The sequence below is a fragment of the Dyadobacter sediminis genome, assembly GCF_005860765.1.
Classification (GTDB): domain Bacteria; phylum Bacteroidota; class Bacteroidia; order Cytophagales; family Spirosomataceae; genus Dyadobacter; species Dyadobacter sediminis.
In genome coordinates, this window is record NZ_VCEI01000011.1 from 43,731 (window position 1) to 57,670 (window position 13,940).

Consider the following 13,940-nt stretch of genomic DNA (forward strand, 5'->3'; position numbering starts at 1 on the left):
ATGTCAGGCTGTGTCCGGAAATGAATGTCAAACCGGATGCAGAGGGCGTTTGCAGGACGCTACTTGCCGTGCACGATGCATTTTGCTAAGTGCTGTGTGCAATCCGGTTCCATTCCGTAGGACATGGGATGCGTCAGTACGGTAACGGTGAAAGCTGCGCTCAGGATGACGGTGCAATTCTTTTATTCAACCTGTAAATCAGATCGGATTCGCATGCAGCAAACTATCCATCGACATGTTCTGCGGCGCAATTGCCATTCCGTCCCTGAGCCTGTCGAGGCCGTTGTAAACGATCTTTTCGCCGGGTTTCAATCCATTGGAGATCAGATAATACCGACCGCTTCTGTCTGAAACCGTAACCGGACGGCCTTCTACCTTATTGCTGTCCAGAACGGTGTAAACAAATACTTTATCCTGCAATTCAAAAGTAGCTTCCTGCGGAATGAGGACGGATTTTACCAGTTCGCGCGGTATGCGGATTCTACCGGTGTTGCCTGAACGCAAGAGTCCGTTCACATTCGGAAAAGTAGCACGGAAGTTGATAGCACCCATTGTTTTGTCAAACTGACCTTCCACGATTTCCACTTTGCCTTTCTGCGGATACACACTGTTATCGGCCAGCAGAAGCTCCACCGGAGGAATTTGCCTGATTTTCTGTTCAATCGTGTTGCCGGGAAACTGGTTTTTAAATTCAAGAAAATCCAGCTCGCTCATGGAAAAATAGACATGGATTTCTTTGGTTTCAGAAAGAATCGTAAGCGGCTGCATGGTGCCTTTTCCAACCAGACTACCGGTTTTGAAAGGAATGGTTCCGATATAGCCATCCGCCGGAGCTTTGATTGAAGTATAACCCAAGTTGATTTTGGCGGCGTCCACAGCAGCCTGAGCCTGAGCTACATTTGCCTTTGCAGCGTCCTGAGCGGCTTTTGCGGATTTTAGCTGTACATCAGAAACAACATGATTGGATACCAGCGGAGCAAGTTTATCGACATTGATTGCCGCACTTTCCAGCGCAGCCTTCGCCGATTGCAGGATTGCAGTGGCATTATTCAGCTGCTCGGCATAGGGGCGGGGATCAATATGGAACAGAACCTGTCCTTTGTGCACGTACGCACCTTCATCAACTGAAATCCTGTCAAGGTAGCCATCAACCTGCGGCCGGATTTCAAGATCACGGCTGCCCTCAATGGAAGCAGTAAATTCTCTGTGCGCTGTAACCTGATGGTCGCTCACAGTAAGGACCGGAAGAGATTGCGCGGGAGGAGCAGTAGCAGGCGCATCGGCGTTGGAAGTGCCGCAACTATAAATAACAGCGGAAACGGTTACAAGTAAAAGTAATGCAATAAGCCTTTGGTTTGATTTTAAATAGATCCTTTTCATGGATACTGAAGGTCAATTATGGTGATAAATACTTAACTAAGAAGAGGTAGCGGGGTTATTAATGCTAACAGTGTTAGCTTATATGTAAAAAAATTATAAATTTTTAATGAATGCTTCTACGGTATCGTCCATTATTTTTTTGTTCATAGTAGAGTCGTCGATATCGGAACAGCGCATCATAACAATGGAGATCAGCCCGTGTAAAACAGACCAGAAAGCATAAATTTTAAAGCAGGTTTCATCTTCGTTCGATTTCTTGTTCTGAACAATTCCATTAATGGCTTCTCCAATATGCTTGCGGAAAGTATTAAATTCGGGTTTAATTTTTCCGGCACCACAACAAGGCATACCCAAGCCGTACATCAGTTGATAATACTCCGGATTTTTGAAGGCAAAGTTCCAGTACGTCTCGGCATGGGCTTTCAGAAGTTCAGCCGGGTCCGGGTATTTCTTCTTGTTTTTTTCAAGCGTCCGTTCCAGTAACCGGAAACCATCCAGGGAAAGTTCAAATAAAATAGCTTCTTTATTTTCGAAATGGTCATAAATAACGGGAACGCTGTACTCGATGGCATCCGCTATTTTCCGGATGGACAGCGACTGCCAGCCTTCATCCTTGACCTGCTGCAATGCAACAGACAGGATGGTGGTCCGCATATTCTCTTTCTGTCTGATTCTTCTTTCCAGAATACCCATCTTGATCTCATTTTTACCTAACGGCGTTAGCAAAGGTAGGAGTGTTTTTTATGATTGTCAAGTATTGTTTTTATAAAATTATTGTGCCGCCGTAATGAAGACGTGCAGCAGCTGAAATATCGTAACATTCAGGTCTATGTATTTTGAAGTTGTTTGAATTTTGAACCAGCCGCAGAGCGGCTCCCTGTTTGTAGCAAGAATAATGCGTTTTGCGAATGTGGCCCCGGCGGGGCCTCCTTGTTGATTGCTTATTCCAGAAGGCTCCTCCGGAGCCGGACATTTGCACGGTTCCGAACATTCTACTACAAATATTTTGCTCCTCCGGAGCAATAGCATTATATGTTACATTCAATCAGCCGCAGAGCGGCTCCATGTTTGTAGCAGGAATAATGCGTTTTGCGAATGTGGCCCCGGCGGGGTCCCCTTGTTGATTGCTTATTCCAGAAGGCTCCTCCGGAGCCGAAAAATATTTCATGTTTTTGAACTTTCTACAAATAGGTTGCTCCTCCGGAGCAATTGCATTACATGTTACGTTCAATCAGCCGCAGAGCGGCACCCTGTTTGTAGCAAGAATAATGCGTTTTGCGAATGTGGCCCCGGCGAGGCCCCCTTGTTGATTGCTTATTCCAGAAGGCTTGCCTTCAATTTGACTGCACCTCGTTTATATTAATACCTGTTTCAATCCAAATAATCAGCATTTTGCGTATATTGATGCTGCAAAGCAAATAAAAGCGTATGTCCGCCACAGGTAAAATCGGGTTGGGAGGAAGTTGTCACTGGTGCACCGAAGCCATATTCCAGTCATTGAAGGGAGTAATCAGCGTAAGTCAGGGCTGGATCCGTTCTGATGAGCATTCGGCTGAATTTTCGGAGGCAGTCGTTGTGGAATACAATCCTGATCTGATCCCGTTGGAAACCCTTGTTGAAATTCATCTGCATACGCACAGTTGCACCGCTGAACATTCCATGCGTTCCAAGTACCGGTCTGCGGTTTATACTTTTTCAGAAGATCAGGCAATTCATGCAAGACGAGCTGTTGAACAATGCCGTAATGATTTCGATAACCCGGTCATCACAAAGGTCATCCCGTTTTATAGTTTCAGACTGAACAGTGAAAAATACCTCGATTATTACTACAATGATCCGGAAAAGCCATTTTGCAAAACATTTATTGACCCGAAACTGAAAATTCTTTTAAACCGGTTTTTAGTTCATGTTAATGATAAAAAAATTCAAAGTGCGGATTTATCCGGCCGGTGAAAAAAGTGAATTCTTGAAGCCGGTTACCGGCATTTTCCGACCCGAAGAGCTTGTCCGAACTTATAGGTACAAAAATCACAGTCTGTTCATTTTGCTAAGCCCGACAAATCCTTTTAGGTTTGTGTGCCGGACAGAAGCTTAACCGGCAGCCGGTCCGTACCGGAAAGCAACTGTGTCGAATAAAGCAGACACTTTGCATGATTGGTCCGGTAAATTCTTTTTTAAAGTTGCATATATGAGAATTCTGATAGTCGAAGATGATGAGCGGATCGGCAGTTTTCTGGACAAAGGTTTGCAGGAATCCGGCTATTTTGTCCAGGTCGCACGCGATGGGGTGGAAGCAAGGCGCCTGATTCAGGATGAAACCTGGGATTTGTTTATCCTCGACATTATGCTGCCCGACATGGACGGTTTTCAGCTCACGCAACTGATCCGGTACAGGAAAATGGATACGCCGATCCTGATACTGAGTGCGTTGGGCGAATCGGAAGACAAGATCAAAGCGCTAGACCTCGGCGCAGACGATTATCTGACCAAGCCGATTCATTTTCCCGAGCTGCTTTCGCGTATCAATGCACTGCGGCGGCGTTATGAGCTGCATTATTCCAAAGACAATACACTTTCCTGCGGCGATCTGACAGTGAACCTGGATACCAATGCCGTACTGCGGGCCGGAAAGGAAATCGTTTTATCTGTAAAAGAATTCCGTTTTTTGGTTTATCTTATTGAGAATCAAAATAAAATTGTATCCAGAAGCCAGATCCTGCAAGTCGTCTGGGGTGCCGGGTCCGATACGTACACCAATGTGGTCGATGTATATATTTCTTATCTGCGCAACAAAATTGATGCGGATTTTCCTGAAAAATGCATCAAAACGGTAAAAGGGCGCGGTTACATGATATCGGCACAAAAATGAAAGTTCAGCACAGGCTTACGCTCGTTTCTTCTCTGATTTTCAGTTTGGTATTCACCGTTTCATCGGCATTGATCTATTTGAATTTTACCAAATCCGCGGAAAATATCTTTTTTGAGGAACTGGCGCGGAAGGCTTCGCTTACGGCGCTTTTTTACCTGGAAGAAGATGAAGTAACGTCCCGGGAGTACAAAAGAATTGAGGAAAAGTTCCTGAATGCTACGGCAAATCAGGAAATCCGTTTGTACGACAAAACGGGTAATATCCATTTTGGGGAAGCCGATCCGGACACGAACATTACGAGCAAGATTCTTAAAACGATCCGCGACCGTGAAAGTTACAGTTTCAAAGTAGACAGCCTGTACTATTATGCAATTTATTACCGCGACAATCAGGGTTCGTTCAGCGTCATTATCAAAGCCAATAATCCCACGCTCAATGCGCAGGAAAACGAATTCCTGAAAATTCTGCTGACTGCACTCGTAATCGGGATTATGGTGATCGTGGCGCTGAGCTATACTTTGTCCAAAATCGCTTACTCGCCGATCCGGCATATCATTGAACAGGTGAAATCGCTGGATGTTACCCGGCAGCGGCAGCAGCTTACGTATCCCGAAACCCGTGACGAGCTGGAAGATCTTTTCAAAGAGTTCAATGCCATGCTGGACAAGTCTTACCAAAACATTCAGATACAGAAAAATTTCATCAGCCACGCTTCGCATGAACTGAAAAGTCCGCTCGCTGCCATTGTGGGCGATCTGGAAGTTTTACTCAACAAAGAAAGGTCCGTTCATGAATACCAGGCGGTAAGCCGCGATGTCCTGCACGATGCCGAGCGACTTGAAAAAATCCTTGAAAACCTGCTGATTCTGGCTGATCTTGAAAAACATACCCCGGAAATCATGACCGAACAGCGGCTGGACGAATTGCTCTGGGAAGTGCTCGACCAGCTGAGTTCGGAATATCCTGACACCAAAACAAATCTGCTCTGGAAACTGCCCGAAGGCCGGACGGATGTGCTTACCTATGTCTGCAATCCGACCCAGATCTACATCGCACTTTACAATCTGGTTGAAAACGCAGCCAAGTTTTCGGAAGGCAAGCCCATTGCTATTTCGCTGGAACAAGTGGAAGAACGGCTGCTGATAAAGATACAGGATCAGGGAATTGGGATCCGTGAAGAAGATCTGAAACATATTTTTGAACCTTTTTACCGGGGCAGCAATGTGTCCAGAAGAAAAGGTAATGGTTTGGGAATGACTATTTCGGGCAAAATTCTGGAAAACCATCACATCCGTATGCAGATCAGCTCCGCGGCCGGCAAAGGCACCACCATCAGCATTCTGTTCTGATTTCTCATGTACTTTTAATGTAGCTCAAAGAACGCTTTAATGTTGCGCGGCTAGTTTTGTGCCTTCAATAATCAGACATTGTGTGAAGGTTTACATCATAGCATTCTTCGCGCTGGCTTCCTCTATCATTTCGTTAACGGTGTCTGCACAGGACACTTTAAGAATCCGTCAAAAAGAAGCAGAAGCATTATTTCTGGGCAACAACCTGGATCTGATCGCGCAAAAACTGAGCATCCGCCAGGCGGAAGCTTCCATTATTCAGGCAAAACTCTGGCCCAATCCCGAGTTCAGTCTGGACGAAGTCAACTTATGGACAACGCGCAATCAGCTGTCTTCCGGGGAAACAATCCCGCCATTGTTCGGAAATTTCGGCAGGAACCGGGAATTCACGGCCGAGCTTTCGCAACTGATCGAGACAGGCGGAAAACGTCGCAAACGCATGGCACTCGAATCAGTATCGCGCGATATGGCTACGGAATATTTTTCCGAGCTGATCCGCGAAATGAAGCTGCGGCTTCGTGAAAACCTGTTTGAACTGGCTTTTCAGCAATCGCATCAAACCGTACTGACCAATCAGCAAACGGCCGTAACGCGTCTGCTGACTTCTTTTGAAAGTCAGTACCAACAAGGGAATGTAAGCAAGCCCGAGCTGTTCCGGCTGCGTGCGCTCAAACTGGAACTAAGTCAGGAAATGGTAGAATCGCAGATGCAGATTAACAGCCTGCAGAAAGACCTTGCCATTTTGCTGCACACCCCCGCAGGCAGTTATCTGGTATTTGAAACACCCGAACTGCCTGATACTGAAGCATTGTCCACCCTTGCGCTCAATAATCTGACGGCCACCGCACTTGCTAATCGCCCGGATAGCCGGATCAGCCTCATGCAACAGGATTGGGCAAGGAAAAAGTACGACTACGAATATGCCCAGCGAAAGCCGGATGTACATGCGGGTATCAACTACGACCGCGGCGGTAACTTCCTGCTCAATTTTTTCGGATTCGGATTGAAGTTTGATGTGCCCGTTTTTAACCGGAATCAGGGAAATATCCTTGAAAGCAGGATCGGCATGGAGCAATCGGACGTGCAGTCGCAGCAGAAAGTGCAGCAGATCGAAACCGAGGTTACGGCCGCATTCCGCGATTTGCAGAACAGCTTTGCCGCGTACCGCAGTCTGGACCCGGCATACAGCAGCGAGCTGGACAGTGTCCTCGAAGCCTACACGCGGTATTTCACACAACGCAACGTAAACCTGATCGAATATCTGGATTTCTTCGAAGCATATATCTCCAACAAGCGAACGATTTTCAACACCATCAAACAACTGCGTCAAAGCCGCGAAACGCTCATTTATACCACCGGGGCCGAGATTTAAGACTAAAAGCCTGAAACAAACATGTTAAAATCAAACCTTTCTCTGATCCCTGTTATGGCCGTTGTATTGCTGATGACATCCTGTTATGAGCCTAAAGAGACGTCCGAAGCAGAAGTTCCTCATCAATCGTACCAGCCTTCCAGGGTTGTTACGTATCCCGCCGTCATTGAGCCGGTCACCGAGTCGATCCGGCTTACCGGCCAGATCGAGTACAATCCGAATCAGGTGGTCCGGTATGCAAGCCTTGTAACGGGAACCATAACCAGATCGTCCGTTTCCCTCGGCGACCGCGTTGCCAAAGGGCAGGTGCTGGCCGAAATGCGCAGCAGCGAACTTTCCGAACTGAATGCGCAGAGCCGGGTACTTGAAGCGCAGCTTGCCGTGGCAAAACGAAAACTGTCGTCGGTGAAATCCATGTTTGAGGACCGCATTGCGTCCGACAAGGATCTGGTGGAAGCCGAGAGTGAAACGGAAATCCTGAAGTCGGAAATAGAAAAGATACAGGCCAATTTGTCGCTATACAACGCAAGTTCTGAAAAAGGCGTATTCCAGATCAAAGCGCCGGTAAGCGGCTATGTGGTCGAATACAATATTTCTGAAGGTACGCAGGTGAGCAGCGGTGACGTCAGCCTGTTCACGATTTCGGACTTGTCGGAGGTATGGGTGACTGCCAATGTATATGCCGTTGATCTCTCATTTGTACAAAAAGGTATGAAGGCGGTCATCAAGTCCAAGGCTTATCCGGACGATTTTTTCGAAGGTACTATTTCCGACATTTCCCAGGTTTTTGATCCGCAGGAACGGGTTCTGAAAGCAAGAATCCGGATGGCAAACAAAGATTTGAAACTCAAACCCGGGCTTACGATTGAAGCCGTCGTAACGCGCCGGTCCAAAGAACTGGCCGTAGGCATTCCGGCACATGCACTGATCCTGCACAACAATGAAAACTATGTCCTGATCCAGAAACCGGACAATACCCTGGAACCCCGTAAAGTGCAGGCCGACGTAAAAGACAACGACCGGCTTTTTTTCAAAAACGGCATTGCGGCAGGAGAGAAGATCGTCATCAATAATCAGCTCCTGCTGTTTTCCGAAGTCCTCGGACAGGATAAATAAAGAAATTTCATGCAAAAACTGACACAAAGCGTTGTAGCCTTCTCCTTGAAGAATACAATGATCGTATTTTTCATGACGGCTGTTCTGGCCGTTGTGGGCGTAATCAGTTACATCCAAACGCCGATCGAAGCATTTCCGGATGTAACCAACACACGCGCCAGAATCATTACACAATGGCCGGGACGGAGTGCGGAGGAAATCGAAAAGTTCATTACGCTGCCGGTCATGAAGGAGATGAACACGATCCCGAAAAAATCACAGGTCCGTTCCATTTCGCTTTTCGGATTGTCAGTAGTGACAGTCCTTTTTGAAGATGGTGTGGAAGATTTCTATGCGCAGCAATACGCATCCACGCGGCTGCGGAACATCGAAATGCCGGCAGGAGCCGAAGCCGAAATAGAACCGCCTTACGGTGCAACGGGTGAAATTTTCCGTTATGTGCTTAAAAGCGAGCGTCCAATTAAGGAGCTGACCGCATTGCAGGAATGGGTCATTGAGCGTGAGCTCGTTGCGGTGCCCGGCGTGGCAACCGTCGCCAGCTTTGGCGGCGAGGAAAAAATTTATGAAGTCAGGGTTAATCCGGCGTTGCTGGCCCAGTATAACCTTACGCCGCTGGATGTTTTTGAAGCAGTCGGAAAAAGCAATGTCAATGTCGGCGGAGACGTGATCCAGAAAGGCGATCAGGCTTATGTAGTACGCGGAATGGGGCTTCTGGAAAGTGTCAAGGATATTGAAAACATTCTGATCCAGGTCAAAGGCAATACGCCGGTGCTGGTGAAGCAGGTGGCCGACGTGGAAATTACCGCCAGGCCGAGGCTTGGACAAGTGGGACTGGACGAAGACAAGGATCTGGTGGAAGGCGTGGTGGTGATGCTGCGCGGTGAAAACCCGAGCGAAGTCATTGCCCGGCTGGAAGGTACGATGGACGATCTGAACAACCGCATTCTTCCTGCCGACGTCAAAATCGTTCCGGTAATTGACCGGACCGAGCTGGTGGATGCGACCGTCAATACGGTCACGCACAACCTTGCCGAAGGAATCGTGCTGGTATCGTTGATTGTGTTTGTATTCCTGTTTAACTGGCGCACGACTGTAACCGTGGCACTGGTGATCCCGCTTTCATTTTTGTTTGCCATTACCATGCTGCGCATTCAGGGTTTACCGGCCAACCTGATTTCGCTCGGTGCCATTGACTTCGGGCTGCTGCTGGAAGGAACGATGGTGATTGTGGAAAAGATTTATGTCGATCTGGAACGCACTTCCCTGAAACTGGGCGTAGACCGGTTTAATAAAATGTCCAAGCTCGGCCTGATGAAACGCAGTGTCAAGCACGTGGCGCCGCACATTTTCTTCGCACAGATTATTCTGATCGTCGCATTGCTTCCGATTTTTTCATTCCAGAAAGTAGAGGGGAAAATGTTCACACCGCTGGCATTTACATTGGGTTATGCGCTGGTCGGCTCGCTGATTCTCAGCCTTACCTTTGTACCTGCCATGTGCAAGGTGCTGCTTAAAAGCAATGTGCGCGAGATCAATAATCCCGTCGTGAATTTTTTCCGGAACAACATTTTCAAGCTTTACCTGTGGAGCGAGCGGAACAAGCGACTGGTCATGATCGGTTTTATCGTGTTGTTCGCCGTTTGCGCAGGAAAATTTATGCGTTACGGAACCGAATTTATCCCAAAGCTCAATGAAGGCGCCATTTACGTCCGCGCTACTTTGCCCAACAGCATCAATCTGGAACAATCCGTCAAAACCGGCCATGCGCTGAGGGATACGTTGCGCTCGTTCGACGAGGTAAGTTTTGTCATGAGCCAGACAGGCCGCCCCAATGACGGTACCGATCCGACCGGTTTCTTCAACAATGAATTCCACTTGCAGCTCAAACCCGAAAACGAATGGAAGCGCAAAGTCACAAAAGAACAGCTGCTGGCTGAAATGAAGCAGGTACTTGCTTCGTTTCCGGGCATTACGCTCGGGTTCAGCCAGCCTATTCAGGATAATGTGGAAGAATATGTGGCCGGGGTGAAAAGTTCGCTGGTGGTTAAAATATTCGGAGATAATCTTGTGGATATGGAAGCACAGGCCGATGAAGTGGCGGCCAATCTCAAGAACGTGGAAGGCATTGCCGACATTCTGGTTTACAGAAACATAGGCTTGCCGGAGCTCAACATCAAACTGGACGAGGGCCGTATGGCGCGGCACGGCGTGGCCATGGCCGATGCGCAGGCCGTAATTGAAATGACGATCGGCGGGAAAGCGGCTTCGGTATTTTATGAGAATGACCGGATGTTTGACATTACCGTTCGGTACCAGGAAAAATACAGGAATACGGAAGAAGAAATCGGAAACATTCTGATCCCGTCGCTCGATGACCATCAGGTGCCGTTGAAGGAAATTGCCACGATCGGAACGCGAACCGGACCGGCATTTATTTACAGAGAAGGCAGCAGCCGCTACATCGGTGTCGGTTTCAGTATCGAAGGACGTGATCTGGGCAGTACGATTACCGAGGCACAAAAAGTAGTAAAGGACAACGTGAAATTTCCCAAAAACACCAAAGTGGAATGGGCGGGTGAATTTGAAAGCAAGGAACGCGCCACGCAGCAGCTGACGCTGATTATTCCGGCGGCGGTGGTGATGATTGTCTTTTTGCTGTACATGAATTTCGGAAATGCAAAGGATACGCTCATTTCGCTCGTTACCATTCCGTTTGCATTCATCGGCGGCTTTATTTCCTTGTGGGTTACGCATACCATTTTCGGTATTTCGGCAGGAATCGGCTTCATCATTCTGTTCGGGGTTTGTACGATTGACGGGATCATTCTGGTGCATGTCATGAAGGACAATCTGTTGCATAAGCTGCCGCTCAAACAGGCCATTTCCGACGGAATTTACGGAAGGATCAGGCCGGTTATCATGATTGCCTTGATGGGGTCGCTCGGACTGCTGCCTGCCGCACTTTCCAACGGCATGGGTTCCGAAATCCAGAAACCGCTCGCCATTATGATCGTAGGCGGACTGCTGATCTGTATGATTTTGTCATTCACCGTCTTGCCGCAGATTTTTTACTGGGCATACCGCAAAAACGATCCGGCAGAAGCAGAATAATGCAAAAGGCTTTGATAAAAGGTTAAAAAAACACAATCCCGGCCACGGGTACCGGCCGGGATTGTAGCTGAAAGAGACTGGCACGCGGCCTGTTTTCATCTTGACATTTCGAATCTGTAACCTATTTTTGATAAAAAAATAAAAAGATGGTTTTTGAGAATTCGAACGAAATCCTGAGTCTTTACGAGCTTGGTCCGCACAATAGGCAACAAGCCTGCAACGTGCGCGAAACGGATATGACACTCATCTGGAACGTTGGCGGACGCATGGATATAACCGTGGATAAAATCCCTTTTCAGCTTGGCAAAAACCAGATCATTTTTCTGACTGAATTTCACCGGATCGATCATCTTGAAATTGAGTCCGCAAGGATGATCCGGTTTAACCAGCCTTTTTACTGCGTCGTAAACCACGACAACGAAGTTGGCAGCAAAGGACTGCTGTTTTTCGGCGCAACCGGCATACCGGTTATTTCCATAGGAGAAGCTGAAATCCGCGACTTTGAACTGACGTGGGAACTTTTCAAAACCGAAATGCAGAAAAGCGACATTCTGAAACAGGACATGCTGCAGGCCCTTCTTAAACGAATGCTGATCCTTTCGGTCAGGAAATTACGGCAATCCAGCAATTTTCATAAACTCGACAGGACGCAGGGTGAAATCGTACGGGAATTCAATTATCTGGTGGACAAGCATTTTACTGCCCATCATAACGTGGCATTTTATGCATCGCAGCTCAACAAGTCCCCGAAAACACTTTCCAACCTTTTTTCACTCCTTTCAACACGCACGCCGCTGAACATTATCCACGACCGCATTATGACGCATGCACGCCGGCAGATCAATTACAGTAACCTATCGATCAAGGAAATTGCATATGAGCTGGGCTATGACGACGTTCAGACTTTCAGCCGTTTCTTTAAAAGCAAAGAAGGCGTTTCGCCGGGCCATTACCGCGAGCAACAGGAACAGCCCGTGCTGCAACAGGGAAATATTGCCAACAGGACGGGAATTGTTGCCTAACAAAAGCATGTACGGATGATGCAATTTTGAGCCATGAAATCAACGCGATTTTTAACTCAAAAAACAACATCATGAAAAAAGTAGCAATTAATGGTTTTGGCCGTATCGGACGTGCTGCACTGAAAATCATCTTGGAAAGCAATGACCTCGAACTGGTGGGCGTCAATGATCTGATGAGCATTGAAAATGCCGCTTATCTTCTAAAATACGACAGCAACTACGGCAAATACGGGAAAGATATAAAAGTCGAAGGCGACACCCTCCTCATCGACGGCAAACCTGTGAAATACCACAGCATACGCGAAATTGAAAATCTGCCTTGGAAAGCACTGGGTGCAGAAGTAGTGATCGAAAGTACCGGCTTTTTTACCAACCGCGCCGATGCCGAGAAACACATCCGCTCCGGTGCCGCATTCGTAGTCATTTCCGGTCCGACCAAAGATACACCCACCGTCGTGCACGGTGTCAATACTGAAGAAGGCAAGGTTTCCATTTTTTCCTGTGCAAGCTGTACAACCAACAGCATCAGTCCGGTAATTGAAATTCTTGGCCGCAGGCTCGGCATCAAAAAAGCCATTCTGAACACCACGCATGCGTATACGGCATCACAAACGCTTGTGGATGCGCCTTCCAGAAGAGAGCCGCGCATGGGCCGCGCTGCGGGCATGAACCTGGCACCTGCTGCAACGGGAGCTGCCATAGCCACCACCAAAGCATTGCCGCAATATGCAGGCAAGTTTGATGGCATTGCCGTTCGCGTGCCGGTTCCGGTGGGTTCCATTTCCGACATTACGTTCATTGCCGAGCGTGCCACCACCGTAGAAGAAATCAATCAGATCCTGACCGAAGAAGCAGCGACGGAACGGTACCGGAAAGTAGTTGCCGTAACCGACGAGCCGCTCGTTTCGACCGACATTGTCAAAAGCCCGTTTGCAGCGGTCGTTGATCTGGAAATGACCAGGGTTGTGGATGGCGACCTGGTTAAAGTAATGGCATGGTATGACAACGAATGGGGATTTACGAACCAGATGATCCGACAAATTCAGTCGCTATAAACAAAACCGGGCCTGTTACAAACAAAAATGTCATGAACTACTCAGAGCTTGCATTTACGGACGAAATCAAAGCCATCCAGCAAAGACTCGGCAGCCGCAGTACTTACGAACGGGTGGAGAAATTGAGTTTCAGAGATGGCCTGACCGCCGTGGAGACCCGTTTTATCCATCAGATGGACAGCTTTTACATGGCATCGCACGGCGAAAATGAATTTCCTTACATACAGCATCGCGGCGGACCAAAAGGCTTTATCAAAATAATCGATGATCAAACGCTTGGAGTCGTCGATTTCAGTGGGAACCGGCAGTACATATCGGTCGGGAACATCGTAAAAAATCCCAGGGTTTCGCTGATTCTTGTTTCATACCCGATGCGGGCCCGGCTGAAAATATATGCAGAAGCAGCAATCGCAGAGATCAGCGACAATCCTGATCTCTACGATTTGTTGAAGCCCGAAGATTATAAATTCCGGCCCGAACGAATGCTGGTTTTTCACATCAAAGCCTACGACTGGAACTGTCCGCAACACATTACACCAAGATTCACCGAACAGGAAACAGCGCATTTACTTCAATCCCAAAATGAATACATCCAAAAGCTGGAAGCAGAAATTCAGGTCCTGAAAAACAAGCCATAAATTCAACAAGAAATATGCTCCTTTACAT

General features: G+C 47.7%; 11 protein-coding genes. 9 read left to right on the forward strand and 2 right to left on the reverse strand.

Annotation, left to right across the window (positions count from 1 at the left end):
* Positions 1–198: 198 nt before the first annotated feature.
* Entirely contained in the window at positions 199–1,380 is a 1,182-nt protein-coding gene (locus tag FEM55_RS01230) for an efflux RND transporter periplasmic adaptor subunit (RefSeq protein ID WP_138279507.1), read from the reverse strand.
* A 93-nt stretch (positions 1,381–1,473) separates the two neighbouring features.
* On the reverse strand, positions 1,474–2,106 hold the full coding sequence (locus FEM55_RS01235; protein ID WP_229209042.1) for a TetR/AcrR family transcriptional regulator: 633 nt from the start codon (positions 2,104–2,106) through the stop codon (positions 1,474–1,476).
* 702 nt (positions 2,107–2,808) lie between these two features.
* Here FEM55_RS01235 and FEM55_RS01240 point away from each other — a divergent pair.
* The 9 genes from FEM55_RS01240 (at position 2,809) to FEM55_RS01280 (ending at position 13,912) form a co-directional block, all read left to right on the forward strand.
* Positions 2,809–3,333 carry a peptide-methionine (S)-S-oxide reductase gene (locus tag FEM55_RS01240; RefSeq protein ID WP_138279508.1) on the forward strand — a complete coding sequence of 175 codons (525 nt, stop codon included), beginning with the start codon at positions 2,809–2,811 and terminating at the stop codon, positions 3,331–3,333.
* Positions 3,334–3,568: 235 nt separating this feature from the next.
* A complete protein-coding gene (locus tag FEM55_RS01245; RefSeq protein WP_138279509.1) occupies positions 3,569–4,249 on the forward strand; it encodes a response regulator transcription factor in 681 nt (226 codons plus the stop codon).
* Positions 4,246–5,598, forward strand: a complete 1,353-nt coding sequence (locus FEM55_RS01250) for a sensor histidine kinase (protein WP_171036430.1) — start codon at positions 4,246–4,248, stop codon at positions 5,596–5,598. Before FEM55_RS01245 ends, FEM55_RS01250 begins: the two co-directional genes overlap by 4 nt.
* 82 nt (positions 5,599–5,680) lie before the next feature.
* The gene (locus tag FEM55_RS01255) at positions 5,681–6,970 is read left to right on the forward strand and encodes a TolC family protein (RefSeq protein WP_171036431.1); all 1,290 of its coding nucleotides are present in this window, start codon (positions 5,681–5,683) and stop codon (positions 6,968–6,970) included.
* Positions 6,971–6,991: 21 nt separating this feature from the next.
* The gene (locus FEM55_RS01260; protein ID WP_138279512.1) at positions 6,992–8,086 is read left to right on the forward strand and encodes an efflux RND transporter periplasmic adaptor subunit; all 1,095 of its coding nucleotides are present in this window, start codon (positions 6,992–6,994) and stop codon (positions 8,084–8,086) included.
* A gap of 9 nt (positions 8,087–8,095) precedes the next feature.
* Positions 8,096–11,197: an efflux RND transporter permease subunit gene (locus FEM55_RS01265; protein ID WP_138279513.1), complete on the forward strand. Its 3,102-nt coding sequence runs from the start codon at positions 8,096–8,098 to the stop codon at positions 11,195–11,197.
* Between the two features lie 146 nt (positions 11,198–11,343).
* Positions 11,344–12,219: a helix-turn-helix domain-containing protein gene (locus FEM55_RS01270; RefSeq protein WP_138279514.1), complete on the forward strand. Its 876-nt coding sequence runs from the start codon at positions 11,344–11,346 to the stop codon at positions 12,217–12,219.
* A 71-nt stretch (positions 12,220–12,290) separates the two neighbouring features.
* Positions 12,291–13,274 (forward strand): type I glyceraldehyde-3-phosphate dehydrogenase, encoded by a 984-nt coding sequence (locus FEM55_RS01275; RefSeq protein WP_138279515.1) that lies wholly within the window; start codon positions 12,291–12,293, stop codon positions 13,272–13,274.
* Positions 13,275–13,306: 32 nt separating this feature from the next.
* The gene (locus FEM55_RS01280) at positions 13,307–13,912 is read left to right on the forward strand and encodes a pyridoxamine 5'-phosphate oxidase family protein (RefSeq protein WP_138279516.1); all 606 of its coding nucleotides are present in this window, start codon (positions 13,307–13,309) and stop codon (positions 13,910–13,912) included.
* Positions 13,913–13,940: the final 28 nt, after the last annotated feature.